The organism is Streptomyces sp. NPDC001668, from assembly GCF_042893155.1.
Classification (GTDB): Bacteria; Actinomycetota; Actinomycetes; order Streptomycetales; family Streptomycetaceae; genus Streptomyces.
Genome location: NZ_JBIAUQ010000007.1, coordinates 337,161 through 361,728, shown reverse-complemented (window position 1 = coordinate 361,728; position 24,568 = coordinate 337,161). Strand labels below are relative to the sequence as shown.

General features: G+C 71.3%; 25 protein-coding genes. 7 read left to right on the top strand and 18 right to left on the bottom strand.

What is annotated here, in order from left to right; genetic code table 11:
- Nucleotides 1–65: 65 nt before the first annotated feature.
- Together ACFYZ8_RS23530 and modA are read right to left on the bottom strand one after the other, a co-directional pair.
- The gene (locus ACFYZ8_RS23530; RefSeq protein WP_389050094.1) at nucleotides 66–956 is read right to left on the bottom strand and encodes an ABC transporter permease; all 891 of its coding nucleotides are present in this window, start codon (nucleotides 954–956) and stop codon (nucleotides 66–68) included.
- On the bottom strand, nucleotides 953–1,786 hold the full coding sequence (gene modA, locus ACFYZ8_RS23525) for a molybdate ABC transporter substrate-binding protein (RefSeq protein ID WP_388537232.1): 834 nt from the start codon (nucleotides 1,784–1,786) through the stop codon (nucleotides 953–955). The genes ACFYZ8_RS23530 and modA overlap by 4 nt, the downstream gene beginning before the upstream one ends.
- Nucleotides 1,787–2,004: 218 nt before the next feature.
- Here modA and ACFYZ8_RS23520 point away from each other — a divergent pair, with 218 nt between their 5' ends.
- On the top strand, nucleotides 2,005–2,694 hold the full coding sequence (locus ACFYZ8_RS23520) for a M24 family metallopeptidase (protein WP_388537231.1): 690 nt from the start codon (nucleotides 2,005–2,007) through the stop codon (nucleotides 2,692–2,694).
- Nucleotides 2,695–2,721: 27 nt separating this feature from the next.
- Here the strand turns inward: ACFYZ8_RS23520 and ACFYZ8_RS23515 are convergent, their stop codons facing one another.
- From ACFYZ8_RS23515 to ACFYZ8_RS23500, 4 genes are all read right to left on the bottom strand, one after another.
- Nucleotides 2,722–3,117 (bottom strand): helix-turn-helix transcriptional regulator, encoded by a 396-nt coding sequence (locus ACFYZ8_RS23515; RefSeq protein WP_359028977.1) that lies wholly within the window; start codon nucleotides 3,115–3,117, stop codon nucleotides 2,722–2,724.
- A gap of 133 nt (nucleotides 3,118–3,250) precedes the next feature.
- Nucleotides 3,251–4,357 (bottom strand): 4Fe-4S binding protein, encoded by a 1,107-nt coding sequence (locus tag ACFYZ8_RS23510; protein WP_359028976.1) that lies wholly within the window; start codon nucleotides 4,355–4,357, stop codon nucleotides 3,251–3,253.
- A 196-nt stretch (nucleotides 4,358–4,553) separates the two neighbouring features.
- Nucleotides 4,554–5,120 carry a TetR/AcrR family transcriptional regulator gene (locus ACFYZ8_RS23505; protein WP_359028975.1) on the bottom strand — a complete coding sequence of 189 codons (567 nt, stop codon included), beginning with the start codon at nucleotides 5,118–5,120 and terminating at the stop codon, nucleotides 4,554–4,556.
- 220 nt (nucleotides 5,121–5,340) lie between these two features.
- Nucleotides 5,341–6,840, bottom strand: a complete 1,500-nt coding sequence (locus ACFYZ8_RS23500) for an MFS transporter (RefSeq protein ID WP_388537228.1) — start codon at nucleotides 6,838–6,840, stop codon at nucleotides 5,341–5,343.
- A 272-nt stretch (nucleotides 6,841–7,112) separates the two neighbouring features.
- On the opposite strand from ACFYZ8_RS23500, the gene ACFYZ8_RS23495 reads away from it, so the two are divergent.
- The 5 genes from ACFYZ8_RS23495 to ACFYZ8_RS23475 all read left to right on the top strand — a co-directional run bounded on the left by ACFYZ8_RS23495 (nucleotide 7,113) and on the right by ACFYZ8_RS23475 (nucleotide 9,324).
- A complete protein-coding gene (locus tag ACFYZ8_RS23495; protein WP_388537226.1) occupies nucleotides 7,113–7,988 on the top strand; it encodes an alpha/beta fold hydrolase in 876 nt (291 codons plus the stop codon).
- Nucleotides 7,989–8,115: 127 nt separating this feature from the next.
- The gene (locus ACFYZ8_RS23490) at nucleotides 8,116–8,334 is read left to right on the top strand and encodes a hypothetical protein (protein ID WP_388537224.1); all 219 of its coding nucleotides are present in this window, start codon (nucleotides 8,116–8,118) and stop codon (nucleotides 8,332–8,334) included.
- Nucleotides 8,331–8,849 (top strand): GNAT family N-acetyltransferase, encoded by a 519-nt coding sequence (locus ACFYZ8_RS23485; RefSeq protein WP_359028971.1) that lies wholly within the window; start codon nucleotides 8,331–8,333, stop codon nucleotides 8,847–8,849. The genes ACFYZ8_RS23490 and ACFYZ8_RS23485 overlap by 4 nt, the downstream gene beginning before the upstream one ends.
- A gap of 44 nt (nucleotides 8,850–8,893) precedes the next feature.
- Nucleotides 8,894–9,190, top strand: a complete 297-nt coding sequence (locus tag ACFYZ8_RS23480) for a hypothetical protein (protein WP_388537222.1) — start codon at nucleotides 8,894–8,896, stop codon at nucleotides 9,188–9,190.
- The gene (locus tag ACFYZ8_RS23475; protein ID WP_388537378.1) at nucleotides 9,148–9,324 is read left to right on the top strand and encodes a hypothetical protein; all 177 of its coding nucleotides are present in this window, start codon (nucleotides 9,148–9,150) and stop codon (nucleotides 9,322–9,324) included. Before ACFYZ8_RS23480 ends, ACFYZ8_RS23475 begins: the two co-directional genes overlap by 43 nt.
- Here the strand turns inward: ACFYZ8_RS23475 and ACFYZ8_RS23470 are convergent, their stop codons facing one another.
- The 9 genes from ACFYZ8_RS23470 to ACFYZ8_RS23430 are packed head-to-tail and all read right to left on the bottom strand — an operon-like array spanning nucleotide 9,325 to nucleotide 20,053.
- Nucleotides 9,325–10,737, bottom strand: coding sequence for a metallopeptidase TldD-related protein (locus tag ACFYZ8_RS23470; RefSeq protein ID WP_388537221.1), 1,413 nt, complete (start codon nucleotides 10,735–10,737; stop codon nucleotides 9,325–9,327).
- Complete coding sequence (locus ACFYZ8_RS23465) at nucleotides 10,734–12,266, bottom strand: TldD/PmbA family protein (RefSeq protein ID WP_388537219.1); 1,533 nt, start codon at nucleotides 12,264–12,266, stop codon at nucleotides 10,734–10,736. The genes ACFYZ8_RS23470 and ACFYZ8_RS23465 overlap by 4 nt, the downstream gene beginning before the upstream one ends.
- Before the next feature lie 14 nt (nucleotides 12,267–12,280).
- Complete coding sequence (locus tag ACFYZ8_RS23460; protein ID WP_388537217.1) at nucleotides 12,281–13,594, bottom strand: MFS transporter; 1,314 nt, start codon at nucleotides 13,592–13,594, stop codon at nucleotides 12,281–12,283.
- On the bottom strand, nucleotides 13,588–14,862 hold the full coding sequence (locus ACFYZ8_RS23455) for an ATP-grasp domain-containing protein (protein WP_388537216.1): 1,275 nt from the start codon (nucleotides 14,860–14,862) through the stop codon (nucleotides 13,588–13,590). Before ACFYZ8_RS23455 ends, ACFYZ8_RS23460 begins: the two co-directional genes overlap by 7 nt.
- Nucleotides 14,855–15,979, bottom strand: a complete 1,125-nt coding sequence (locus ACFYZ8_RS23450) for a GNAT family N-acetyltransferase (RefSeq protein WP_389050091.1) — start codon at nucleotides 15,977–15,979, stop codon at nucleotides 14,855–14,857. The genes ACFYZ8_RS23455 and ACFYZ8_RS23450 overlap by 8 nt, the downstream gene beginning before the upstream one ends.
- A 45-nt stretch (nucleotides 15,980–16,024) precedes the next feature.
- Nucleotides 16,025–17,440 carry a hypothetical protein gene (locus ACFYZ8_RS23445; protein WP_388537215.1) on the bottom strand — a complete coding sequence of 472 codons (1,416 nt, stop codon included), beginning with the start codon at nucleotides 17,438–17,440 and terminating at the stop codon, nucleotides 16,025–16,027.
- Nucleotides 17,441–17,472: 32 nt separating this feature from the next.
- The gene (locus ACFYZ8_RS23440) at nucleotides 17,473–18,516 is read right to left on the bottom strand and encodes an SIS domain-containing protein (protein WP_388537213.1); all 1,044 of its coding nucleotides are present in this window, start codon (nucleotides 18,514–18,516) and stop codon (nucleotides 17,473–17,475) included.
- On the bottom strand, nucleotides 18,513–19,088 hold the full coding sequence (locus ACFYZ8_RS23435; RefSeq protein ID WP_359028962.1) for an N-acetyltransferase family protein: 576 nt from the start codon (nucleotides 19,086–19,088) through the stop codon (nucleotides 18,513–18,515). The genes ACFYZ8_RS23440 and ACFYZ8_RS23435 overlap by 4 nt, the downstream gene beginning before the upstream one ends.
- On the bottom strand, nucleotides 19,085–20,053 hold the full coding sequence (locus tag ACFYZ8_RS23430) for a hypothetical protein (protein WP_359028961.1): 969 nt from the start codon (nucleotides 20,051–20,053) through the stop codon (nucleotides 19,085–19,087). Before ACFYZ8_RS23430 ends, ACFYZ8_RS23435 begins: the two co-directional genes overlap by 4 nt.
- A gap of 107 nt (nucleotides 20,054–20,160) precedes the next feature.
- On the opposite strand from ACFYZ8_RS23430, the gene ACFYZ8_RS23425 reads away from it, so the two are divergent.
- Nucleotides 20,161–20,649, top strand: a complete 489-nt coding sequence (locus ACFYZ8_RS23425) for a gamma-glutamylcyclotransferase family protein (protein WP_359028960.1) — start codon at nucleotides 20,161–20,163, stop codon at nucleotides 20,647–20,649.
- 39 nt (nucleotides 20,650–20,688) lie between these two features.
- Here the strand turns inward: ACFYZ8_RS23425 and ACFYZ8_RS23420 are convergent, their stop codons facing one another.
- The 3 genes from ACFYZ8_RS23420 to ACFYZ8_RS23410 form a co-directional block, all read right to left on the bottom strand.
- Nucleotides 20,689–21,717, bottom strand: coding sequence for a diiron oxygenase (locus ACFYZ8_RS23420; RefSeq protein ID WP_388537210.1), 1,029 nt, complete (start codon nucleotides 21,715–21,717; stop codon nucleotides 20,689–20,691).
- A gap of 649 nt (nucleotides 21,718–22,366) precedes the next feature.
- Nucleotides 22,367–23,326 carry an expansin EXLX1 family cellulose-binding protein gene (locus ACFYZ8_RS23415; protein ID WP_388537208.1) on the bottom strand — a complete coding sequence of 320 codons (960 nt, stop codon included), beginning with the start codon at nucleotides 23,324–23,326 and terminating at the stop codon, nucleotides 22,367–22,369.
- A gap of 125 nt (nucleotides 23,327–23,451) precedes the next feature.
- Entirely contained in the window at nucleotides 23,452–24,474 is a 1,023-nt protein-coding gene (locus tag ACFYZ8_RS23410; protein WP_388537206.1) for a LacI family DNA-binding transcriptional regulator, read from the bottom strand.
- Between the last annotated feature and the right edge of the window lie 94 nt (nucleotides 24,475–24,568).

Sequence of the window (24,568 nt, the reverse complement as noted above, 5' to 3'; positions counted from 1 at the left end):
GTTTCGCCGTGCCGTTGCCGCCGTGGGGCGGGCCGGCGTCTCGACCAGCTGATCGGCACCGGCCCTCACCTCGCCGTCATCCAGCGGTCCCGCAGCCCCGCCAGCACCGCCACGGACACGGCCAGCAGGACCACGCTGAGGGCGATGGCGGCTTCCGGGTCGCTCTGGAGGGCGAGGTAGACGGCGAGCGGCATGGTCTGGGTGCGGCCGGGGAAGTTGCCGGCGAAAGTGATCGTCGCGCCGAACTCGCCGAGCGCCCGCGCCCAGGCCAGTACGGCGCCCGCCGCGATGCCCGGTGCGATCAGCGGCAGGGTGACCCGGCGGAACGCGGTGAAGCGGGTGGCGCCCAGGGTCGTCGCCGCCTCCTCGTAGCGCGGGTCGGCGGCCCGCAGGGTGCCCTCCACGCTGATGACGAGGAACGGCATGGCGACGAACGCCTCGGCGACCACCACCCCGGCCGTGGTGAAGGGGAGCGTGATCCCGAACCAGGTGTCGAGCCATGTGCCGACGATCCCGTTGCGGCCCAGCGCCATGAGCAGCGCGACACCGCCGACGACCGGGGGGAGGACCAGCGGCAGGGTGACCAGGGCGCGGACCAGCCCGCGGCCGGGGAACTCGACGCGGGCCAGCAGCCAGGCCAGCGGGACCCCGATGACCAGGCTCACCGCGGTCGCGGCCGTGGCGCAGACCAGGGACAGCTGAAGGGCCTGCCACACGTCGGCGCTGGTCAGCTGTTCGGGCATGCTCCGCCAGGGCGCCCGTACGAGAAGAGCCACCAGGGGCACGGTCAGGAACGCCAGACCGATCAGCGCGGGCACCAGCAGCGGCAGCGGCACACCACTGCGGCCGCCCCCGCCCCCACCCGTCCGGGCGCGCCGACGCCGCGGCCCGCCCGGGAGGGTATCGGCCGCGGCATCGGCCTTGCCCTCGGCCTTGCTCGGGGAGGGACCGCTCACGGCTTCAGGAACCCGGCCCCGGTCAGGACCTTCTGGCCCTCGGCGGACCGCACCAGCGCGATGAACGCCTTGGCGGCGTCGGTGTGCTGCGCGTCCTTGAGCAGGGTGATCGGGTAGTCGTTGACGGCGTCGGCGGACTCGGGGAACTCCACGCCCTCCACCTTGTCACCCGCGGCGTGTACATCGGTCTTGTAGACGACGGCCGCGTCGGCCTCCTTCAGTTCGACCTTGGTCAGCGCGGCCTTGACGTCCTGCTCGTAGGAGACCGGGGTCAGCTTCAGCCTGCTCGCGTCGAGGGCCTTCTGGGCGGCGGCGCCGCAGGGCACCTCCTTGTCGCACAGGACGACCTTCAGGTCCGAGCGGGTCAGGTCCTTCAGCGAGGTGACCTTGTCCGGGTTGCCGGGCAGGGTGGCGATCTCCAGCTGGTTGCGCACGAAGGTGACGGGCGTACCGGAGGCGTCCCCGGCATCCGTCACGATCTTCATCGTCTTGGGGCTGGCGGAGGCGAACACGTCCGCCGGCGCGCCGCCCGTGATGGACGCGGCCAGCGAGTCGCTGCCGCCGAAGCTGAAGGTGACCTTCGTGCCGGGGTGGGCCCTCTCGAACTGCTTGCCCAGCGTCGTGAAGCTCTCCTTGAGGGAGGCTGCCGCGAAGACGGTCACCGTGCCGGAGAGCTGCTCCGAGGCCGACCCCGACCCCGACCCCGATGCCGACGCCGAGGACGAGGAGTCGGAGTCGGACGACGAGCAGGCACTGAGGGCCAGCAGCGCGACGAGACCGGTACCGGCCACCTGCAGGCTCCGGCGGTTCCGAAGCACGGTACGGGTCATCACGGGGCCACTCCCTCTTGGTCCTGACGGACGCATACGGACACATGTCGCTAGCGGGCCCGGATGGGCCCCACCTCGATCATAGTGACGCAGGTGCGAGGCAAAAGTCACCTGTGGCATCGCATGAGCGGGAGGTGTGATCCATTGGGTTGGTATGTGCGTTCGCACCGATCAATGTGCGTTGCCGGGACATGATCCGGGTGACTAGGTTCGGGACCATGGCGGATGACGAACCCACGCGCGCGGCTCAGCTGCTGGACGCCCAGGCGAAGGCCGCCCGGCTCTTCGCGGAGATCGAGGAGAGCGGTCTTGTGGCGCCGGGCGAGGGGGAGCGGGCGGTCAGCGACCGGATCCGGGACCTGGCGAACGAGCTGTTCGGGACCACCCGGCACTGGCACAGACGGATCGTGCGCTCAGGACCCCACACGCTCATGCCGTACCGGGAGAACCCGCCGGACCGCGTGATCGGCACGGATGACATCGTCTTCGCCGACTTCGGCCCGATCTTCGAGGAGTACGAGGCCGACTTCGGCCGGACCTTCGTCCTCGGCGACGACCCCGTCAAGCATCGCCTCCGCGACGACCTGCCGAAGATCTTCGCCGCGGGCCGGCGCCACTTCGAGGCCGACCCGGACATCACCGGGGCGCGACTGTACGCCGAGGTCGAGCGACTCGCCGCCAAGTCCGGCTGGAGGCTGGGGGGTTGGCACGCCGGTCACCTGGTCGGGGAGTTCCCGCACGAGTCGATCGACGGCGCCGACATGGAGTCGTACATCGCCCCGGCCAACGACACGCCCCTGCGCCGCGCCGACAGGGCCGGACGTCGTTGCCACTGGATCCTGGAGATCCATCTCATCGACACCGAGCGGGGGTTCGGCGGCTTCCACGAGGAACTGCTCACGCTCTGAACCGGGCGGTGGCCGGAGCGGCGGCGTTCAGGTGCGGTCGATGTGCACGTTCGTCGACTTCACCCGGGCCGTGGCCTCCACGCCCACTTCCAGGCCCAGTTCCTCCACGGCCTCCCGCGTCAGCAGCGACACCAGCCGGTGCGGGCCCGCCTGGATCTCCACCTGGGCCGCGACATCGCCGAGCTTCACGGCGGTGACGATGCCGGGGAAGGCGTTGCGGACGGAGGTGTGGGAGACGCCCTCCTCACCGCCGTCGCCCTTGGCCAGCTCCACGGAGAAGGCGGCCAGATCCTTCCCGTCGATGAGGCGCCGCCCGCCCTCGTCCCGGTGTGTGGGCACCCGCCCGGCGTCCGCCCACCGCCGCGCGGTGTCCGGACTCACCCCGAGCAGACGGGCCGCCTGGCCGATCGTGTAGGACTGCATACGCGCCAAGATAGGCGATCTACGGCGACGGGGCTCTCCGCCGGGGAGACCTTCGGCCGACGAGAGGCCGTTACGGGCGTCACGGCGTCACGGGGGTCAGCGACCGCCCTGACGGCGTCGGCCGAAGCGCCGGTCAGGACGACGCGGAGCGTTTCGCCGGGGGTTGCCAGCCGCCGGTGACTTCCTTGACCGGCTTGTGCGGGAAGCGGCGCCGGGCGTATTCCTGCGCGTGTGAGCCCGGAAGGACGTACAGGGTTTCCTTCTTGTCCTGGAGCGGTCGCAGGACCGTGTCCATGAAGCCCTTGCGGTCGTCCAGGTAGGGGCCCAGCACCTCCTCGCCGGCGGGGCAGACGGCAAGGCAGTAGCCGGACTTGTAGCCGGGGGGTGAGCTCAGGCTCTGCCACAGGGAGGCGTTCTCGGAATCGGTGACCCGGGAGCGGTAGTCGGCGGCGTCCTCGCTGTCGGCCACGGTCTGGGCCCAGTCGGTGAACCCGCTCATGAACTCACGGTAGTTGTGCGTGGTGCAGGCGAGCCCGTCGAACTCGCCGTCCTTCTTGATGGCGCCGACCGGGCAGGCGGCGACGCACAACTTGCAGTCGATGCACGGGTTGTAGTCCAGCGCCTGTCCGTACTCGCTGACCTCGGCGTCCACCAGGACGGTGACCAGCAGGACGAAACTGCCGAACTTCGGGTGGATCACATTGCGGTGCAAGCCCATCACGCCGAGCCCGGCGGCGACGGCGACCGTTTTGTGCGCCACCACCCAGATGCGTTCGCGGGGGAAGCGGTCCATCTCCTGGGGGAAGCCGACCGACGGGTTGAGCGCGCGGTGTCCGGCGTCCTGAAGGGCCCGGGTGACGAGGCGGGCGGCGTGGTTGGCCTGCTCGTCGGCCTGGTGGAACTCCTGGTTGGCCACACTGCGGGCGGGGGAGCGGCAGTTGTCGCGGTTCATCCGGACCGCCATCGCGATCAGGGTGCGGGTGCCCGGCAACGCGGACTGCGCGTACTCGCGCTCACCGGCCAGGTCGGGGTGGTCCAGGCTCACCGCGGCCGCGTCGTCCGCGCCGGACGCCAGGCACAGCTCGCGCAGCCAGGCCGCGTCGATCACCGCCGGCGCCTTCGTGGACTCGCCCGCTCGACGTCGGGCGAGGACGGCCTGTACCGACGGGTGGGCGGCCAGCTTCGCGGGAAGCCTGGGTTCCGCCGGCTGCCCCTCGGTGCCGTGCCCGGTGGTCGTCATCCGCCACTCCTCGTGAGTCTCGTCGTGAGCCCCGCCTCCACGGCGAGAAACCGATCAGTTTCGCCACTGTAAACTGATCGGTTTCCGGATGCAAGGTCGGAGGGCGGAGGCGGAGCGGAGTGGCCGGATCCGGCGCCGACGTACGTGCCGTGCTTGCCGGTCGCCGGTCGCCGGAGCTGTCCGTGGGTGCGGGGCCTCAGCGCATGCCCGCCGCCTGGAGCAGGGTGGTCACGGTGGGCGCGATGAGCCCGGCCGGGGTGTCGGCCTTGATCCCTGTGCGGGCGCTGACGCCGTCGAAGACCAGGATCAACTGCCGGGCCAGCAGGTCCGGGTCGCTCGCCCCGCCCTCTTCGGCCGCGGCACGGAAGAAGGTCGTCAGGTTGGCCTTGACCCGGTGGGCCACCTGACTCGCGGGGTGGCTCTGGTCCTTGAGCTCGATCTGGACGGTCAGGTATCTGCAGCCCAGGAAGTCGGGCGCACCCGCCTGTGACTCCAGTTGGTCGAAGACGTACAGGATCCGCTCGCGAGGGGGGCGGTCGTCGTCCGGGGGCAGGAGTCCGGCCACGAAGGCGGCGGCCCGCTCCTCCAGGCTTGCCGCCAGCAGGTCGTCCTTGCTGTCGAACAGCTGGTACATCGAGCGCTTGGACACCTTCGCCGCCTTGCACAGAGCGTCGACACCGATGCCGACACCGTCTCGGTAGGTGAGGGTGGCCGCCGCCTCCAGCAGGCGCTCCCTGGAACTTGATTTCACATCGGTGGTCATGCTGTGAGGTTAACTCGAATCCGGCAAAAAGAAAACCGATCGGTTTTCGATGTTGGTCGCGGCGACCCTCACTGCCGTCGGCAGCCGAGCGGGCACGCGGGCATGGCGGGCGCGCGTGCGGGCATGGCGGGCGCGCGTGCGGGCATGGTGGGCGGGTCCGTCACGAAGACGGTGTCCGCGCCCACCATGCCCGGCGTGCCGCGCCTCGGCCGGGCCAGGATCAGTGAGCGATCACCGGCTCGCCCTCCGACGGGGCCAGAGCCCGGTTCGGAATCAGGAAGGCCGAGAGCACCGCACCGACCACGAAGATCCCGGAGCCCCACGCCAGGGTGGCCGTGTAGCTCTCGACCCCGGCCTGGGCCGCGGTCAGCGCGCTGGGCTTGTGCGAGGACAGGTAGTCGGTCGCGGCCGACGAGGCGACGGTGGTCAGCAGCGCCGTGCTGATCGAGCCGCCCACCTGCTGGCTGGTGTTGATCAGTGCCGAGGCGACACCGGAGTCCTCGTGGTGGATGCCCGAGGTCGCACCCTGGAACGCGGTGGTCATCACCGCACCGATGCCGAGACCCAGCAGGATCATGCCGGGCATGATGTGGGCGACGTAGGTGCTGTCCAGGGTGAGCCGGGTCAGCAGAGCCATGCCGGACGCCGCTACCAGGAAGCCGGCGGTGATCACGATCTTCGGACCGACCCTGGGCAGCAGCAGCGAAGGCGCCGTGGTCGACGAGGCGACGATGCCCGCGACCATCGGCAGGAACGCCAGGCCGGCCTCGATCGGCGAGTAGCCGATGCTGGCCTCCAGGTAGTAGGTCAGGAACAGGAAGATCGAGAACATCCCCATGCCCAGGACGAACACCGCCAGGAACGAGCCGCCGCGGGTCCGGTCCAGCACGAGGCGCAGCGGCAGCAGCGGATGCGCGGCCCTGGACTCCAGCCATACGAACACCGCGAGCAGCACCACGCCGCCGATCAGGAAGGCGAGGGTGACAGGGTCGGTCCAGCTGGTGGATTCGACGTGCGCGAAGCCGTAGACGATGGCGAACAGCCCCGCGCTGACCGCGAGGGTGCCCGGGATGTCGATGGAGGGCCGCTCGGTGATCGCGGGCTTGGCCAGGAGCAGCAGTGCGCCGAGCAGGGCTACGGCCGCGAACACGACGTTCACGTACATCACCCAGCGCCACGACGTCCATTCGGTGAGCATGCCGCCGAGCAGCAGCCCGACCGCGGCGCCCGCCCCGGACAGCGCACTGAAGATGCCGAACGCCTTCGGCCTCTCGGACGGGTCGGTGAAGGTCACGCTGAGCAGCGAAAGGGCGGCGGGCGCGAGCAGCGCGGCGAAGAGGCCCTGGGCCACGCGGGCCCCGACGAGGATGTCGAAGCTGGTGGCCGCGCCACCGACGACGGACGCGCCCGCGAAACCGATCAGACCGGTCACGAACGTGGTGCGTCGGCCGAACAGGTCACCGAGCCGGCCGCCGAGCAGCAGGAGGCTGCCGAACGCCAGGGCGTACCCGGTGATGACCCACTGCCGGCTGCCGTCGCTGAAACCGAGGTCGTGCTGTGCCGCGGGCAGCGCGATGTTCACGACGGTCGCATCGAGCGTGACCATGAGCTGCGCCGTGCCCAGCACGACAAGCACCCACCATCGCACGGCATGTGAGCCGCGGCGGCCCGAGTCTGTTGCGCCGGGGGCGGGCGCCTTGCGGTCGAAGGTGGTACTCACTTTTCCCCTTTGTCGCTGGTCATGGGTAGCCGGACACCGATCGAAAACCGATCTGTTTCCACTCAGGAAAACAGATCGGTTTCCGCAACGCAAGCGAGGGGGTGGTGTCTGCGGGTGTCATTCGGGTGCCGTTCGGTCGATCGACGGGCGTGGCGCTTGCGCTTGGAAACCGATCGGTTTACTGTGCTGGAAACCGGCCGGTTTCCCACTGTGGCTCCGCCGGACCGTACCCCCCGTCCCCCTCAGCGGTTCACACACCAGGAGTCGGCGAGATGCCCCGTCAGGACGCACGTCCCACCATCACCATCCCCGGGACCACCACCCACACCATCGCCCCCACCGGGAGAAGCGGCCACGAGGGCACACTGCGCTACCTCAAGGCCGGCACCGGCGCCCCGCTGGTCCTGCTGCACACCGTGCGCACCCAGGCCGAGCACTACCGCTCCCTCATCCCGCTCATCGCCGACCAGTACACGGTGTACGCCCTCGACCTCCCGGGGATGGGCTACTCCGAGATCGTGCCCGGGGCGTCGTACGACGAGCCGGCGATGCGCGCCGGTGTCGAACGGCTCCTCACCGAACTCGACCTCACCGACGTGACGCTGGTCGGGGAGTCCATGGGCGCGGTCCTCGCTCTGACCACCGCGGCCGATCTCCCCGAGCGCGTGCGACGCGTGGTCGCGGTGAACACATACGACTTCGCCGGCGGGATCGCCCGCTCCAGCCTCCTCGCCCGCGTGGTGGTCAGCGGCGTCCTCGCCCCCGGAGTGGGCCCCGTGATCGCCGGGGTGGAACCCAAACCCGCGCTCACCAAGATCCTCCAGGGCGGCCTGGGCGACAAGAGCGCCCTGCGCGAGGACTACGTGGACGAACTGCTCCAGGTGGGACGCCGTCCCGGCTACCCGACCGTCGCCCGGGCCGTGTACCAGGCCCTGCCCAGCCTCATCGCGGCCCGCTCCCGCTACCCCGAGGTCAAGGCCCCCATCCACCTCGTCTACGGCGAGAAGGACTGGTCCCGCCCCTCGGACCGGGAGGCCAACAAACACCTGCTGCCCACCGCCCACTTCACCCAGGTGCGAGGAGCGGGCCACTTCATCGCACTGGAACGGCCCGACGTCCTGGCCGACCTGCTGAACACGGTGGCCTGACCGGCTCCGTCGTGGTCAGATGCGGGCAGAGGCCAGTGAGGGTGGTTGTCCGGCGTACCTTTCCGAGTGATCGATCGACCGGTATCGACCAGGCCCGCGTTGCCGCGCAGGCCGGGAAGGGGCGCCCGTGCTCAGCGCAGTGAACGCCGGCATCGGCCGGGCGCGGTCGCGGACGATGCCGTCGATCGGGGAGGACGGGGCCGGCTCCCGCACCGCCGCCTCGGCCATGGGGTTCACACCCGTCGAGTCCGCCCGGCAGCGGTGGCGGGTCGTGAACGCACCCCGCCTCGGCGCCCACGTCCGGGCAGGCGCCCGCTTCGAACGCCCCGAGGCGGGCGCAGCGTGAGCATCCTCGCGGCCCAGGTCATCACCACCAGCAGGCTGGACCTGCTGCCACTGCACGTCGGGCACGCCGAGGAGATGGCCGCGGTGCTGTCCGATCCGGCCCTGCACACTTTCATCGGCGGCACGCCGGACACTCCCCAGGCCCTGCGCTCGCGCTACCAGCGCATGACCGCGGGCTCCCCCGATCCGACCGTGACCTGGCTGAACTGGGTGATCCAGCTTCGTGACGAGTCCTGTCTGACGGGCACTGTTCAGGCGACGGTCGGTTCCTCCGGCCACGGCCCCATCGCCGAGATCGCGTGGGTGGTGGGGACTCCATGGCAGGGCAGAGGCATCGCCGGCGAAGCAGCCCGCGGGCTCGTCGACTGGCTCGGCCGGCAGTCGGTGCACACCGTCATCGCCCATATCCACCCCGGACATCGGGCATCCGCCGCCGTCGCCACCGCCGCCGGGCTTGCCCCCACGGACGAATGGCACGAAGGCGAGATCCGATGGCACCGGAGCGTCGGACGATAGCCTCAACGCTTCACAAGTCGCCCGCAGCAGTCGATCATTCACGGATGAGACCCGAAGTCCAGACCTTTGTCGCCGACGGCCCTCTGCCCGACCGGGATGCCGACGAGGAGGAGATCGACCGGCGAGTCAGACAACTCGAAGCCATCTCCACGCCTGTCACCCCCGACGAGGCGCATGCTTTGGCCGCCTCCTTCGGCCCTGATGACTGCTACGGCGTCGCCTGGTCACTGCTGCACCTCATCGAGACCAGCCCAGGGCCGCTGCCGCCGGTGATGCCTCCCGGCATCGACTCCGGCGAATGGCATCACACGCTCTGGAACCGCTGGGGCGCCGGGATGTGAGCTGGGGCGACGGCGCGTTCGCCGGATGCGCGCAGCGCGGACGGCCGGGTCGAGGGAGCGCGACAGCCGGCTGGGAGCGCGCGCTCGACCACCCCGAGGCGGCCGGCACGATCCCGCGCCAGATGTACGGCTGATCACCGGCCGTCGTCCACGGACGGGGCCTTCGTCGTGAACCGGAAGTCCGGGATGCGCAGGGGAGGCATGGCCGTGCGCGGGAACGTCATGCCGGCCTCGCGGGCCGGTGCCCGTTCGGTGCGGCCCGCCTCGACGGCGCGGGACAGGAGGGAGACGGGGGATTCGGCGAAGCGGAAGTCGTTCACGTACGCGGTGATGTGCCCGTCCTCCACGAGGTGGACGCCGTCCCGGGTCAGACCGGTGAGGGTCAGGGTGCCCGCGTCCGTCGGGCGGATGTACCAGAGGCAGTTGATGACCAGGGCCCGTCGGGTGGTCCGGATCATCTCGGTCAGGGAGCGGTCCATGCCGCCGTCCAGGACCAGGTTGCCCACGGCCGGCCGGACCGGGAGGCCCAGGCGTGCCGCGTCGGCGCGGGAGGCCAGCAGCGAGGTGAGGACGCCGTCCTTCATCCAGTACGTGGCCGGCAGCGGCATCCCGTTGTCCGCGGGGTCGGCCCCGGCCTGCACGGCGTCACCGAAGGCGTCCGACACGGCGCCGTGCGACAGCAGGAACGGGCGGCATTCCAGGCCGGGTTCGCGGGGATCGCTGCGCAGGTTCAGCGGCAGGGCGGCGAGGGTGTCCCCGATCCGGGTGGAGCCCCCGGGTCGCGCGAAGACGGTGCGGCCCTCGCTGGCGTCGGCGGCTCCACCGGCCCGGTACACGGCGGTCATCAGGTCGGCCACGGCGGCGGGAGAGAGCAGCACCTCGTACCGGCCGGGCGGCAACTCCCGGTACGGCAGTGGCTGTTGGACGCGTCCGGTGGTGGCGGCCTCGAGACCGGGCAGGTCCATGCCGTGAAAGCCGTCGGCGACCGCGCCCGCCCACGCCGTACGGGAGCCGTCGGGGGTGCGGGCGTAGAGGTCGAGTGTGCTGGTCCCCAGGCGGTGGCGGCTGCGGACTCCGGCCGAGGTGCCCAGCCATGCCGTGCCGGTCCGGTGCTGGGCGAAACCGTGCAGGACACCCTGGGAACGGCGCTGCGCCCGTACGAACTCGGGGATGAGCGCGGACAGTTGCTCCCGTGCGGGGGCGGCTTCGGGGAGTTCGGCGGACTCGAACGCGCCGTCTCCGCGGATCGGCTCGGGGGCCGCGGCCGCCCCCGCCGCCGGGGCGTCGTTCGGCGCCTCCGAGGCGCGTACCAGGCCTTCCAGGTCGTGCGGGTCGTCGACGGTCCCGGAGACCGCCGCGCCGCCGCCCGCCCCGGTGCTGATCACCGTGACCCGGCGGACGCCGCTCGCGCCGTTCGCGGTGACCTCGTCGCCCGCCCAGCGCAGCCACGCCGCGTCCGTCTCGTCGACGATCACGTCGCAGTGCGCGGCGCGGGACAGCGCGAGGGCGCGCTCGACGATCTCCTCCGCGGGCAGCGGGGTGTTCAACGTTGCTTCTCCTCGCGGGAGTTGAGGACATTCACCTGACGGAAGAGGGCCGCGGGGGTGCCGTGGCCGGCGGGGGCGACCTGGAGCGGGCGTCCCTTGCCGCAGTGGAAGGCGCCGCAGAGCAGGTAGGTCTGGGGGCCGCCCACCGCTTCCAGGGAACGCCAGAAGTCCGTGGTGGTCGACTGGTAGGCGACGTCCCCGACCTGTCCGACGAGGCGTCCGGCGCGGATACGGTGGAAGCGCTGGCCGGTGAACTGGAAGTTCTGCCGCCGGGTGTCGATGGACCAGGAGCCGTCGCCCACCACGTACAGGCCGTCCTGCACCCGGGAGATCAGTTCCGCGGTGTCCGGTCCTTCGGGGGCGGGCTCCAAGGAGACGTTCGGCATCCGCTGGAGCGGCTCCTGGTCGAAGGCGCCCGCGTAGGAGCAGCCGTTGGAGCGCGGATGTCCGGCGCGTGACGCACCCGCCCGGTCGAACTGGAACCCGCTCAGGACCCCCGCGCGCACCAGGTCCCAGCGCTGCGCGGCCACCGCCTCGGCGTCGTAGCCGATGGTGGCGAGACCGTGCGGGGCGGTGCGGTCCGCGGTGACGTTCATGGCGGGTGAGCCGTAGCGCAGGGTGCCGACCGCGTCCGGCGAGGCGAACGAGGTGCCCGCGAAGGAGGCCTCGTGGCCCAGGGCCCGGTCCAGTTCGGTGGCGTGTCCGACGGTCTCGTGCAGCGTCAGCCACAGGTTCGTGGGGTCGATCACGAGGTCGTACGTGCCCGGCCGTACCGTCGGGGCGGCCGCCTTCTCGGCCAGCAGGCCGGGCAGTTCGGCGAGTTCACGGTCCCAGTCCCAACCGGTGCCGAGCAGGTACTCCCAGCCCCGGCCCGTGGAGGGTGCCGTGCTGCGCAGGCTCACCAGGGTGCCGGTGGCCGGGGCGACGGTGTGGGCGGTGAACTCCGGGAGCACCCGCACCCGTTGCTGCAGGATGCGGTTGCCCGCGGTGTCCGCGAGGAACGTGTACTCCCGTACGGCCTGGAGCGCGGCGTCGGCGTGCCGGATCCCGGGGGCCGCGAGGAGCCGCGCGCTGTACTCGGCGAGCAGCGCCGTCCGCTCCTGCCCGGACACCTCGAACGGGTCGGTCTCGTACGCGGAGATCCAGGTCCGCTCCCCGTGCACCGGCTCGGGTGCGGGGTCGATGCGGCGGCCGGTGAGGAGGCGGGCGTCCTCGGCGGCCCGCACCGCCTCGTCGACCGCGCCGACGGCCGCGTCGACACCGCCCGCGGTACGTGCCGCGAAGCCGCGGGCCCCCTCGTGCAGGACCCGCACGGAGAACCCGGCGGACACGGTGTCGGACGCGCCGGCGGGGCGGGCGTCGCGCAGCCGCCAGGACGCGTCGCGTACGTGCTCGGCGCGGAACTCCGCGTGCTGGACGCCGAGTTCGCAGGCCCGTTCGAGGGCGGCATCGGCCAGGCGGCGCTGGTCGGCGTGGGCGAACTGCGGGCTGATCGCGCGCGTGGACTCGTGGGTGGTCGCGCGGGCCATGTGAGAGCTCTCCTTCAAGGCCGTGCGGTCAGGTCGTCGCCGGGGGTCCGGGGAGGTGTCCCCGGCAGGTCACCGTCACCGTCCGCCAAGTCCCGTTCAGCCGCGCCGCGTTCCGGCGCGCCCCGTTCCGCCGGTACCCCGCGCACCGTGCCGGTCATCAGCACCGCCACCGCCAGAGCGCAGCCCGTCAGCAGCCACCACAGGGTGTTCGCCCCGTGGTCCAGGGCACTGGTGACGAGGAGCGGTGTCATCGCGTTGGCCAGGCCGATGAACAGCTGGTTGAACGCCAGGTAGGAGCCACGGCGCGCGTCCGGGGACAGCGCTGTCAGCAGGGTCAGTACGGCCTGGGAGGCCAGGAGTTCGCCGACCGTGTAGATCACCATGGCGGCGATCAGGGCGACGGTGCGGGGCGTCGGCGCGAGGTGTGCCGCGGCGGCGAGGGCGGCGGGCATGGCGATGTGCAGGACCGCGCCCACCGCGACCAGGACGGCGGGCCGCACCCGCTCCACCCGGTGCGCCACGGGGACCTGGAACACGGCCAGGACCACCGTGTTGAGGGCGAACAGCACACTCGTCGTCCACGCGGGCGCGCCGACGTCGCGCACCAGGTGCACCGGCAGCGCCACCTCCACGCTCACCGCGATGATCCACAGACCGGCGCCCGCGGCGACCACCCCGCAGAACCGGCGGTTGCGCCAGGGCCGCGTCTTGTCCGCCGGGTCGGATCCGGTCCCGGTCCCGGCCGGGCGGGACCTGGGCAGTGCGGTGTACAGCAGGGCGGCGAGCGCGATGCACACGGCGTTGCCCGCCCCCACCCCGTGCAGCACCTCCGGTGACGCGGACGCGGTCAGACCCGCCGCGAGCGCGCCGAGCCCGAACCCGGCGTTGAACAGCGCCCGGGACAGTGCCATCCAGCGTCCCGGCGGCTCCTCGCCCGCCAGGACCTTCGCCAGCGCCGGGGTGGCCGCCTGCTCGGTGCGCATGGTCAGCGCGACGAGCACGCTCAGCACCAGGAACGGCCAGAACGAGTCCACCAGGAGATACCCGGCGAACGCGGACGCCCGCACCACCGTGCTGACCAGGAGCACCTGCCGGGGGCCGAACCGGTCGATCAGCCGCCCCACGTACGGCAGCAGCGGCAGGGCGAGCAGCGCGGCCACGGTGAGCGCGGCGCCGATCCGGGTCAGCGAGGTGCCCAGGACCGACTGGAAGAACAGCAGGGAGAACGGGTAATAGATGCCCATGCCCACGGAGTTGACGAACGTGGCGCCCGCGAAGGCAGGCACCCCGGGGCCCGTGGGCAGGGCCTGGCGCAGTCGGTTCAGCACGGCGCGTCGACGGCAGGTGTCAGCATGACGGCCGCGGTGTCCGCCCAGCGGGCCGCCTCGGCGGGAGTGTCCGCGCGGACGACCACATGGCCGAGGACGTCGGCGTTGCTGCGTGCCCGGCGCACCTCGCTGCCCGGGGCCGCGTACAGGTCGACGGCGCACACGCCCGGCAGCCGCCGTACCAGATCCTCGCCCTCGAACCCCCGCAGTACGCCCTCCTCGGCCGCCGTCAGATAGCGGGAGGCGGCGGCTCCGGTGTGCTCCACCACGACCTCGGGCTCCTGGCCGACGTGCAGCCGGACGACCTCCCGCAGCAGGTCGAGGCCGGTGGCCTCGTGGATGATCCGGCCGATCTGGGCGCCGCCCATCCGGGCGTTGATCTCCACCAGGCGGGGCCCGTCGGGGGTCACCTTGATCTCCACATGCGCGGCACCGAAATCGTGGCCGATCGCCTTGAGCGCGTCGAGCGCGGCCCGGGTCACCTCATCGCGCACGGAATCGGGAAGCTGGGTCGGGAACGTCTCACCGGTCTCCACGAAGTACGGGTGCGCGGTGAGTCCCTTGTCGGTGACGCCGACGACCTGGGGCCCCTTGGCGGTGGTGAGCACCTCCACGCTCAGCTCGTAGCCCGTCAGATACTCCTCCACCAGCACACCGCCCGGCTTCGCCATGCCGCGCATGTCGACGGGGGACGCCGTCAGCTCGTCGTACTGCGCGAGGACCTCGTCGGTGTCGCGGCACAGCCGCACCCCGATGCTCGCGGACTCGGTGAGCGGCTTGACGACACAGGGGAAGCCGATCGACCCGGCGGCGGCGACCGCTTCCTCGCGGGTCATCGCGCGGCTGAACCGCGGTGCAGGGACGCCGAGTTCGGCGCAGACCTCGCGGGTGCGCAGCTTGTTGCGGGCGGTCCGCGCGGCCTCGGGGTCGAGGCCGGGCAGGCCGAGCCGGCGGGCGGTCTCGGCGACCACGGGTACGTAGTAGTCGATGACCGCGAGGACTCCGGCGAGGGTGCCCTGCTCCGCGTACGGGCGCAGCGCCTCGGTGACGGAGGCGCTGTCCCGGGTGTCGGCGTCCACGATCGCGTGCACGGTCTGCTCGATGAGGGAGCGCGCGGCCTCGGAGGTCGCGTAGCGGCTGAGGTCGTCGGTGACGAGGATCGGGCGCAGCCCCAGCTCGCGGGCGCGCAGCAGGGGCTGGAGGCCGTACTCACCTCGCCCGGTCTCGACCACGGCGATCAGGGGCCCGTCGGGCCGGGTGTCAGACATGGGTGTTCCTCGGACGTCGTGCCAGCGGCAGCAGATAGGAGTACTGGGTCTCGGCCGTGCAGCCGCGGGAGAGCTTGGCCTCCTCGCTGCCCAGGCCGTAGTGGATGGCTTCGATCCCGAGCCGGGCCGCGGCCTCGACGGGGAAGTAGTAGAGGGTCTCGAAGTACAGCGGGAGCCGGTCCTGGTAGGCGTAGTCGAAGCCCGCCTGACGCGCGTACCAGTGGGTGCCGAACCGCAGCAGGGTCCCGAAGCCCCGGATGTCGCCGTCGCCGACCGCCAGCGCCACCTGGGCGTCGGTGCCGAACGCGGCGATCATCTCGTGCAGCACCTGCTCGGTCTGCCCGGCCGTCCAGCTGTGGCCGTACTTGGCCATCAGCTGCGCCTCCAACGCGCCGAGCCGGGGCACGAGGCCGGCGCTCAGCGGCTCGATCCGCAGCTCTACGCCGGCCTCCCGCACCCGGCGCCGCTCGGTGAGGATCCGGCGGCGGCGGCGCGCGGAGACCAGGGTCAGATAGTCGTCGAAGCCGCCGGGGCCGACCCGCAGCGAGCTGTAGCGGCCCGACTCGTGGCTCACATAGCCGCGGTTGCCGAGGATCTCCCGCAGCAGGGTGTCGCCGGCCTCCACAAAGGGGTACGCCACCGACGCCGCACCCTGTTCGGCGGCGAGCCGTTCGGCCTCGGCGACCAGCGCCTCCACCTGGTCCCGGCCGGTGCCGGCGAGCCGCGGCACCCGGCTGCGCCCCATGTGCCGCCCTCCGCACACGAGCGTGGGCAGCAGGCTCTCGGCCGGGCTCGCGGGCAGCGCCGAGAGGATCTCGGCGGCACCCTCGCGACCGGCCTCGGCACTGGCCTGAAGCATCGTGTCCGGGCGGCCGAGGACCCAGGGCGCGGTGTCGTCGGCCAGGGCGGTGGCGAGCCCGGCGACCGGGCGGCCGTTCTCGTCGGCCAGCAGATAGGTCATCGGGCAGCCCGCGGTCCGTTCCGCGACGGCCAGCCAGCGCTCCCCGAGGAAGAGGTCCTCGGGCCGCAGCAGTTCGGCCCAGTCGGCGCGGGGGAGGTCGGCGGCCCGGGAGAACGCGCGCACGGTGGTCGGCGCGACGGTCGGCTCAGTGCTCATGACAGTGATCCTTCCGAGCGGTGGGGAGGGTGTCTGTGAGACAGCTCACCGCGCGGTTCCCACGGTGAAGACGCCGGTGGTGCGGGTCAGCGGGTTGGAGCCGTAGTTGACGACGGCGGAAGCGGCGGCGGGGGCGGCCCGCACGTCGGTGCCGGCATAGCCCTGCGGAGTGAGGAACAGGCCCCAGGCCGCGACCCAGGGCGAGCGGGCGCCGGTGTCGGGGTCGAGGACGGGCTCGGTGCGGGGCAGGACGCGGCGCTGGACGATCCAGCGGTTGCCCAGGCCGGTGAGGGGGGCGCCGGCGTCGGACACACGGTCCCGGAGGAGGCGCGCCCAGTGATCCGGTTCGCATTCCCAGCCGGGGATCACTCCGGTGCCGCCGAAGTCACGCAGCGGCTTGAGGAGGAGCTCGGTGCGGTGTTCCCGGCAGAAGGACAGCAGATCGGTGACGGTTTCACCGGAGGCCGGGCCGGGCGTGGGCGGGCCGTCGGCGAGGAGCCGGGTCCACGGGAGAAGACGGTCGGCGAGGGCGCGCTCGGCGTCGGAGAACGGCGTGGCGGGATCGGAGAGCAGCGCGAGGGCGCCCTTGTTGGAGTAGAGGGAGCTGTCCATGGGCGTCCACAGGACGGCGCGGCCCTCTTCGTGGGCGCGGAAGGCGAGTTCGGCGCGGGCGGCGGAGGCCGGGTCGGCACAGAGGTCGTCGACGGTGAAGAAGCGCAGGACGACGTCGACGGGATCGCCGTCGAGGCAGAGCCGACCACCCTGCTCGGTGAGGGCGTCGAGTTCGCCGAGAGCGAGGGGCAGGCCGAGCCCCCGCGTCATCTCGGCGAACGCGAGCAGCAGATGACCGAAGGCGGCCAGCCCTCCCGGGGCGCAGACCAGGCCGATACGGGGCTCTCGAACCCCACCGGTGAGGGGAAGGGCCGCCTCGCGCAGGGCGACGGCTATGCGTTCGCCGGTGTGGACGTGCTCCAGCCCGTGCTCGGCGGCGAAGGCCGCGAACGCGGGGTGGGTGAGAAGGGCCTGCTGCATCTGGGAGCGGTCGGTGCCGCCCAGGTCGCTGGCTATGTTGAACTCCAGCAGCTTGAAGCCGCTGCCGTCGTGGTACAGGTCGGCGCGTCCGTAACGGGTGGCCCGACCGGGGGCGTCGGCGAAACGGGAGATCACCGCTGCCCGGTCGGGGGCGATACCCAGGGCATCGCAGTACCGGGCCGTGTCCCCGCCGAACAGGCGCTGCGGCAGCGAGACCAGGAGCGCGAACAGGTCCTGGACGTCGGCCGCGGCACGGCTCAGCTCAGGACCGTCCACGAAGAGCGGCCGTGAGAGCATGCGTGCCCCCCAGCACTCCTGGAAGGCCGGGGGATAGACGGTCTCCTGGACGGCGTCGGCGAGCCGGGGGTCGCGGAGATATGCCTCGGTGACGGCAGCGGCGGTGCCGTGCGCCGCCGCGGTCTCCGCCACTGCCTGCTCCGGTGCCGTGGACGGTCCGGGCGTCACAGCTTCACCGACCGGATGGCCGAGGCCCAGGGCTCCGCCTCCAGGTGGGTGAGATCGGGGCTGGCGCCGGTGCGGGCGGCGGCCAGCGAGACCAGCCGCTGGAAGGGGACGACCGACACCAGCGGACGTGCGAGCTCGGGCACGGCGGCGAAGGGAAGCGCGGCGTCGGGATCGTCGGCGCAGTGGTGGACGGGGGCGCCCAGGGCGCGCAGGACCCGTTCCAGGTCGGCGGTGCGGCCGGCGTCGGGTCCGGCGGGGCGCAGGAGGAAGCCGGCGGTGGTCGCGGAGAAGACGGCGGGGGTGCCGTGCAGGGCGAACTCGGTGTGCAGGGCCTCGGCCCAGCGGTAGGTGCCTTCCTTGATCTTCAGCGCGGCCTCGGCGGCGGTGATCGCGTCCAGTCCGGTGCCGGTGACCAGGACCGGTCCGGCGGCGTCGGCCAGGGCGTCCACGGCCTCCGGCGCGACGGGCAGTTCCAGGGTGCGGGACAGTGCCTCGGGGACCTGACCGAGCGCCGCGGCCAGCGGGGCGCCCGCTTCGCCGAGGGCGGTGGCGACGAGCCGGCCGAGCAGGGTCAGCGCGGTGGTGTAGGAGACCGTGTGGGTGCTGGCCGCCTCCTGGGGGCAGGTGCGCAGGACGGTGTCGGCGACGGGTTCGGCCGGGCCCTCGCCGGTGATGGCGACCGTGGTGGCACCGGCTTCGGCGGCGCGGCGGAGCACGTCGTTGGGGCAGGCCTTGGTGCCCCGGTGACTGACCACCACGATCTGGTCGGCGGTGGTGATGCCCTCGGTGAGGGCCAGGTCGTGGGCGTCGAGCGCGGCGGGCCGTACCCGTCCGCCGGTCAGCAGCCGGACCCAGGCGGCGGCGGTCCGGCAGGCGTGCAGAGAGGTGCCGATGCCGGTGAACACCAGGGGACGCGCGGGGTCCAGGACCGGGACCGGGGTCCCCAGGAGAGCGGCCACGGCCTCGGGCTGGGAGGCGACATGACGGTCGTAGGCGGCAGACCCGCCGGAGTCCGGGGCGGTGGGGGGCTGGGCGGTCATCGGGCGGGCTCCTTCGCGGGGGTGTGGGCGGCGAGCAGGTCGTCGAGCGGGGTGCCGTCGTAGCGGGCGCAGTTGGCGGGGAAGGTGCGCTGGAAGATGTCCAGGTCGGTCAGGTGGCCGAGCTTGTAGCCGACCTGGCGCAGGACGCCCTCGTGGCGGTAGCCGGCGCGCAGCACCATGCGGCGGGAGGGCTCGTTGCCGGAGGAGATGAAGGCGATCACCGTGGACATACCGGCCTGCTCGGCCAGTTCGGTGAGCCGGACGCACAGGGCCGAGCCGACACCCCGGCCACGCGCGTCGGGCGAGAGGTAGACCGAGATCTCGGCGCTGGCCAGATAGCCCTTGCGCGAGGCGAACGGACTGAGGGTGCCGTACCCGGCGAGCCGCCCGTCCTGCTCGGCGGCCAGGGCGGGGTAGCGGCCATGGTGGGCAGCCAGCCAGCCGTGCAGGTCGTCGAGGGCCTTCTCGTCATGGTCCATGGTGGCGTCGGTGTGCCGGATGGCGTGGTTGAGGGTCGACAGTACCTCAGGAAGATCGGCCTCGGTCAGCGGCCGCAGGACGGGGGTGCTCATCGGGAGGCCTCCCCGAGGACGGCGTCGGTGCGACGGCGGTAGATGCCGACGCCCTCGGAACTGGGGATCAGCCGCTGAAGGTCGTAATGGGTGTCCAGGTGGCCCTGGAAACGGGCGTACTGGGCCTGGTTGTTGGCGATGCGGCCGGCGAAGTAGCGGTTCTCGGTGAGGTTGCTGAGCAGCATGTTGTGGGCGACCAGCAGGCCGCCGGGCCGCAGGGCGGGGGTGGTGGCCTCCATGATCGGGAAGTAGATCGCCTTGTCGATCAGGTCCGGGTCCATGCCCTCGGGGGCGCGATGCGGGGCCGGGCCCTCGGCGTCCAGCACGCACAGGTCGACCGGGTCGAGGGTGCGGCCGTGAGCGATGGCGTCGGTGGTGGCGAACTCGACTCCGTCGGCGAGACCGAGGGCGGTGAGGTTGCGTTCGGCCAGCGCCATGGTGCCGGGGTCGATGTCGATCAGGGTGGCGGTGCCGCCGGCCGCGTGGATGCCGGGCAGCGCCCAGACCGCCCAGTAGCCGTAGTACGAGCCGGGGAAGACGGTGCGGCGGGGAGCCAGCAGATGGCAGAGCGCGAAGAGCAGCCGGGCCTCTTCCGGGAAGATGTAGGTGGCGCGGTCCTCGTGCGCGAACTGCTCGGCGACGCGCTTCCGGAGCGCCTCGAACTCGTCCTCCGGATAGTCCGTGGAGGCGATCACGCCGTCCTGCTCCAGTCCCTCGAGAACCTGCGCGACGAAGGCGCGCTCGTCCACGGGGAACCGGGTGGAGAGATTGAACTGGTCCTCGTTCAGCCCGACTTCCTCGGGGCTCAGGTGACCGGAGCCCAGCCAGGAGGAGTATGCGGCACGGCTCAGCAGACCGCCGCGGAAGCGCTGGTACTCGGGTACGGCGCGCAGGGCGGCGTCGATGAGGTCGTAGGCGACTCCGCCGGTTGCACGGGGGGCGTCGGGACGGGCGGCGGTGGTCACGCGGGGTCTCCTTCTGATGGGGTGGTGCCCGGCGGTGTCGGGCATGCGACGTAGGCTCCGGCAGGAAGTACCGGCTGCCTTTTCAAGCGGGAGTGCGAGCGATGCCGATGGCCGATCAACCGATGCGCGAGCTGCCCTTGTTCGTCTACGGCAGCCTGTCGTTCGGCGAAGTGCAGCGGGCCCTGCTGGGACGGCTTCCCGAGTCCCGCCCGGCGGCGGTGACCGGCTGGCGCAACGCGGCCCTGCGGGACCGTGTCTTCCCTGGTCTGGTGCCCCGGGCCGGGGGCCGGGTCGCCGGGTGCCTGCTGACCGATCTGGACCCTGCCGAGCGTGCTCTGCTGGATGTGTACGAGGGCCCGATGTACGAGGCTCGCGCCCTGCCTCTGGAAGGCGGCGGCCTCGGTCTGGTCTACGTGTGCATCGACGCCTCGCTGGTCCTGGAGGAGGACTGGGACCGGGGGCACTTCGGGCGGGAGCTGTTGCCGGGCTACACGGCGGGCGTGGTCCGCTGGCTGGCGTCCCGTGGGGCGACGCTCACGCATACCGGATCCGGCGAATGTTCCGGCGACGGATCTGTCGGCCGGCCCGCTGACTGATGGTGTCCGCGCGGTGTCCGTTGTCGACAGCGTTCATCGTCACACCAGTTCGTACGTCTCGAAGGCGGCCCGGATCGCGGGGTCGTCCAGGGCCCCGAGCCGTCGGAAGTGCTGGACCGTCTGCTGGGACGCGTCCCGGGCGGTCTTGCGGACCAGGCTCTCCGGGAACACCTCGGCCAGCACCTGCTCGACGGTGTCCCGGTCGAGCCCGTACCCGGTCAACTCCTCGCGCAGGGCGGGCAGATCGGGCCGGAGGAAGGCATCGACCATCATCGGTGCGAGGGTCCCGATCACCCGCCGCTCGGTCGGGTCCGACTGTGCCCACAGCTCTTTGAGGAAGAGCGCGAAGTACGTGTGATGACGGCCCTCGTCCATTGCGTGGTCCCGCACCACTTCGCGAACGGTGGGCACCACCCGGGGATCGTCCGGGACCTCGCCGAGCGAGCCCGAGATCAGCGTCTCGGAGACGATCACGAAGACCAGCTCGGCCAGCGCCCGCCACTCGGGGTGCTCCTGCTGGATCATCGCCAGCCGGGTCAGGAAATACGGCTCGACGGGCAGCCGCGGGGCGATACCGGTACGGGCTTCCGTCTGTCTCATCAGATCGGCCGAGAACAGAGCGTGGTATGCCTCGTCGCAGTAGATCCGATAGGCGTCGAACCGCATGTCCGGCTGGAGGCGCAGGCTCACTGTTCCCTGAGCAATACCGAGCGCGGTGCGATTGACGACGACCTGTTCGAGTTTCGCCGTGAAATCCAGATAACGGTAGAGGTGCTGGATCAGTATCTGTTCGAGCAGTTCGGGTCGGAGGTCCCGTACCAGCTCGTGGCGTGCCAAGGGGACCAGGTCGGGCGAGAAGAAATACTGCCCGTCGGTTTCGTCCGGCAGTTCTCGCCGGGGAGTCGCACGTACCGAGGCGCGCTTGTCCCAGCCACGGAAAGGGCTGCGATAATTGCCGACAGATTCCGGGCTGTCCGGGACCGGGACTTCAGAATCCTTGGTCAGCAGCCGCTTGGGGCAGTAGCTGACCGCGGTACAGCCAGTGAAAAGACCAACGATGCCACACATGCATTTCCCCCGGTTTCCCTACTGTTTAGCAGTGCCGCGATACCGAATGAAATTCGCGTGGTCCTGCGAAACCAACTCCGGGCACCGACGCTGGCGATCATGCAAGGAGCGCTTTCCGGGGGTCAAGTTTCGCCAACGAAATCTCGAATAGTGAGATGAGTGGGAGAAATGCTCGAATCGGTCATCGCGGAGCTTTTTTCAACAGGTCAATCCCACCGGAAGTGTCGAGTGTTTTCCGCGAAACCGATCACGCATTGTGCATGGGTGACGCTCCGTCACGGCGCGGGCGATGCTTACCGAGTGTGAGAAGTCGCTGTACACAGGGTTGCCGTGCTGGTGGAGCGAGAGCGCCCAGAGGCGAATCGTTACGCATCGTGGCCAGAACCTCGGATGGGGTGCCGGTGCCGTGCGCGGGCCGCGGAACATGGTGGGCCATGCTCGCGCACCTCTACCGCGTGCACCTCCGCGGGATCCCCGAGCCGACGCGTCAACTCCGTGCCGGACAGCGGTTCTCATGCGACGGCGACGACGCGCAAGGCGACACCGCGCGGTACAACCGGTTCTTCCCGGGCCGCCCGGACGCGCTCGGCCCGTTCCATCGCGGCGGGCGACTACGCCGATCCCACGTTCGAGATGCACGGGGCACGGCTCAGTGTCGGGTGAACTGGACTCGTGTCGGTTGGGCGACGTTCGGCAGCACCGCGAGGCCGCTCACGGTCAGCTGTTCCCCGTAGAGGTCGGTGACTCTGATCGCCTTGCCGCAACCACTGCCGTCAGCGGAGACGAAGTAGTTGAAGCTGGTGCGGGGCAACGACCGCCAGCCGCCCCCGGCGCTGACCTCCAGGCGCGCGACCGGGTTGCGGTGACCGATCACCTGGATGCCGCACCAGTAGGCGCTGGAGCCGGTCTTGTACCTGATGGACATCGTGCCGATGGAGCTCGGGCTCACCAGGCTCCAGGTGATGGAGAGCCGGCCGACCTTGAGGTCGGCGAGTTTGGCGAAGGCCTGCCGGCTGAGGTCGATCTGCCCGGGTGCGCAGGGCAGAGGGCATTCGTTGGTGATCCGTACCGTGATCGACCTGCCGTTGGCCGCGCGGACGAGCACGTACGCTCCGCAGGCCCGGGAGGTCTCGTAGTCGGTGGTGTTCATCGCCGCGATCATCATGTCCGGGCTCGGACCGAACAGGCACGCCCCGTCCCCGACACCGGCCTCGTAGGCGGTGGCGACGCCCTGATACGACGTGTGGGGCCGGATCCGCCCCGCTGCCGGGGGAGTGGTCGATCCGCGCGAGGACTTCTGGGCGCCCTTGGACGAGGGCTTCGCCGCCTTTGGGCTTGCTGTGTCCTTCGGACTGGCCGAGCTGCTCGCACTCCGACTTGACGACGGGCTGGACGTCGCGCTCGGAGACGCCGTGCCGACGGTGTCGGCGACCTTTGGCCGGCTGGTCACGAGGGGAGTGGCCGCGGCCGGCCCCGCATCGACCTTGTGGCCGGGGAGCAACGCCATGACCAGATACACGAGGACACCCGCGGCGGTAACCGCCACTGTGGCGCCCAGCATGAGTCTGCGTCGGCGCCTGCGTTGCCGCATGACCTGCCTCGTTGTCATGATTACGTGTCCGTTCGGGATCGAGCCGATGGTGCACTGGTCAGTGGCCACCCGCGGCGAAAAGGTTGCCGAGCGCTCCCGAGCCATGGGCGGTCAAGACCGGTGCAGAGCGCGGTGGGCGTTTCTCAGGCCGACTCGCGGACGACCAGCGCTGTACGGAGGATGACGTGGCGGTAGGCCACGGACGGCTCCTCCATGTCCTCAAGGAGCAGCCGGATCATGGCCCGGCCCATCTCCTCGAGTGGTTGACGCACCGTGGTGAGCCGGGGCTTTGTGCGCTGAGCCAGCGAAAAGTCGTCGAAGCCGATCACGGCGACATCCTGAGGCACACGTCGTCCTGCCGCGCGCAGGGCCTGCAGAGCCCCTGCGGCCGTGGTGTCCGACGCGGCGAGCACGCCGTCGATCTCCGGGTGCCGCTCCAGTAGTTCGGTCATGGCGCGGCGCCCGCTGTCCTGCGTGAAGTCACTTTCGGCAACCAGAGACTTCTCGCTGTCCAGGCCGGCCAGTGTCAGAGCGTCCTGATAGCCGCGCAGTCTGCACCGGGCGGCGTCCATGTCCAGTGGCCCGGTGATGGTGGCGATCGTCCTGCGGCCCCGTGCCACGAGGTGGGAGACGGCGCTGCGGGCGCCCCCCACGTTGTCCGCGTCCACATAGCTGACGTACTCGTCGCCCGAGCGGCGCCCCAGCATCACGGTCGGCAACCGCGCCTCGGCGAGCATGTCCGGCAGCCGGTCCCCGGCGCGCACGGACAGCAGGAGAACTCCGTCGACCCGGCTGCCGCGTGCGTACTCCAGGAAGCGCTTCCGATCGGCGTCCGAGCGAACCAGGGTCAGCATCAGCTGCATGCCGGTGTCCGCGAGCGCGTCCCCGAGCGAGCGGACGATCTCAGAGAAGAAGGGCTCCGCGAACACGCGCCAGTCGGGTTCGGTCAGGACGAGAGCGACGGCATTACTTCGCTGACCGGCCAGTGAGCGGGCCGCGAGATTGGGGACATACCCCAGCTCTTCGATGGCCCGCTGCACGGCTTGGCGCGTCGATTCCTTCACGCCCGTCGCGTTGTTGATGACGCGGGAGACCGTGCCCCGCCCCACCCCGGCGTGAGCGGCCACCTCTTCCAGCGTCGGCGTGCCGGGGCGTCGCGTGCCCATGACCACCTCCCCCACGAGACAGCCGATCTTACGGGCCGAGGGAACCATGTACACGCCTTCCGGGGGGCGGCAGTCGGCCGACCGAACGGGCCCT

Coding starts and splice junctions, on each gene's coding strand:
- ACFYZ8_RS23510 (WP_359028976.1), bottom strand. CDS start 4,357: ATGACGACCACCGGGCACGGCACCGAGGGGCAGCCGGCGGAACCCAGG.
- ACFYZ8_RS23420 (WP_388537210.1), bottom strand. CDS start 21,717: ATGTGTGGCATCGTTGGTCTTTTCACTGGCTGTACCGCGGTCAGCTAC.
- ACFYZ8_RS23515 (WP_359028977.1), bottom strand. CDS start 3,117: ATGCAGTCCTACACGATCGGCCAGGCGGCCCGTCTGCTCGGGGTGAGT.
- ACFYZ8_RS23455 (WP_388537216.1), bottom strand. CDS start 14,862: ATGTCTGACACCCGGCCCGACGGGCCCCTGATCGCCGTGGTCGAGACC.
- ACFYZ8_RS23465 (WP_388537219.1), bottom strand. CDS start 12,266: ATGGCCCGCGCGACCACCCACGAGTCCACGCGCGCGATCAGCCCGCAG.
- ACFYZ8_RS23410 (WP_388537206.1), bottom strand. CDS start 24,474: ATGGGCACGCGACGCCCCGGCACGCCGACGCTGGAAGAGGTGGCCGCT.
- ACFYZ8_RS23520 (WP_388537231.1), top strand. CDS start 2,005: ATGGCGGATGACGAACCCACGCGCGCGGCTCAGCTGCTGGACGCCCAG.
- ACFYZ8_RS23475 (WP_388537378.1), top strand. CDS start 9,148: ATGGCATCACACGCTCTGGAACCGCTGGGGCGCCGGGATGTGAGCTGG.
- ACFYZ8_RS23450 (WP_389050091.1), bottom strand. CDS start 15,979: ATGAGCACTGAGCCGACCGTCGCGCCGACCACCGTGCGCGCGTTCTCC.
- ACFYZ8_RS23415 (WP_388537208.1), bottom strand. CDS start 23,326: ATGACAACGAGGCAGGTCATGCGGCAACGCAGGCGCCGACGCAGACTC.
- ACFYZ8_RS23440 (WP_388537213.1), bottom strand. CDS start 18,516: ATGACCGCCCAGCCCCCCACCGCCCCGGACTCCGGCGGGTCTGCCGCC.
- ACFYZ8_RS23505 (WP_359028975.1), bottom strand. CDS start 5,120: ATGACCACCGATGTGAAATCAAGTTCCAGGGAGCGCCTGCTGGAGGCG.
- ACFYZ8_RS23495 (WP_388537226.1), top strand. CDS start 7,113: ATGCCCCGTCAGGACGCACGTCCCACCATCACCATCCCCGGGACCACC.
- modA (WP_388537232.1), bottom strand. CDS start 1,786: ATGACCCGTACCGTGCTTCGGAACCGCCGGAGCCTGCAGGTGGCCGGT.
- ACFYZ8_RS23480 (WP_388537222.1), top strand. CDS start 8,894: ATGAGACCCGAAGTCCAGACCTTTGTCGCCGACGGCCCTCTGCCCGAC.
- ACFYZ8_RS23425 (WP_359028960.1), top strand. CDS start 20,161: ATGGCCGATCAACCGATGCGCGAGCTGCCCTTGTTCGTCTACGGCAGC.
- ACFYZ8_RS23435 (WP_359028962.1), bottom strand. CDS start 19,088: ATGAGCACCCCCGTCCTGCGGCCGCTGACCGAGGCCGATCTTCCTGAG.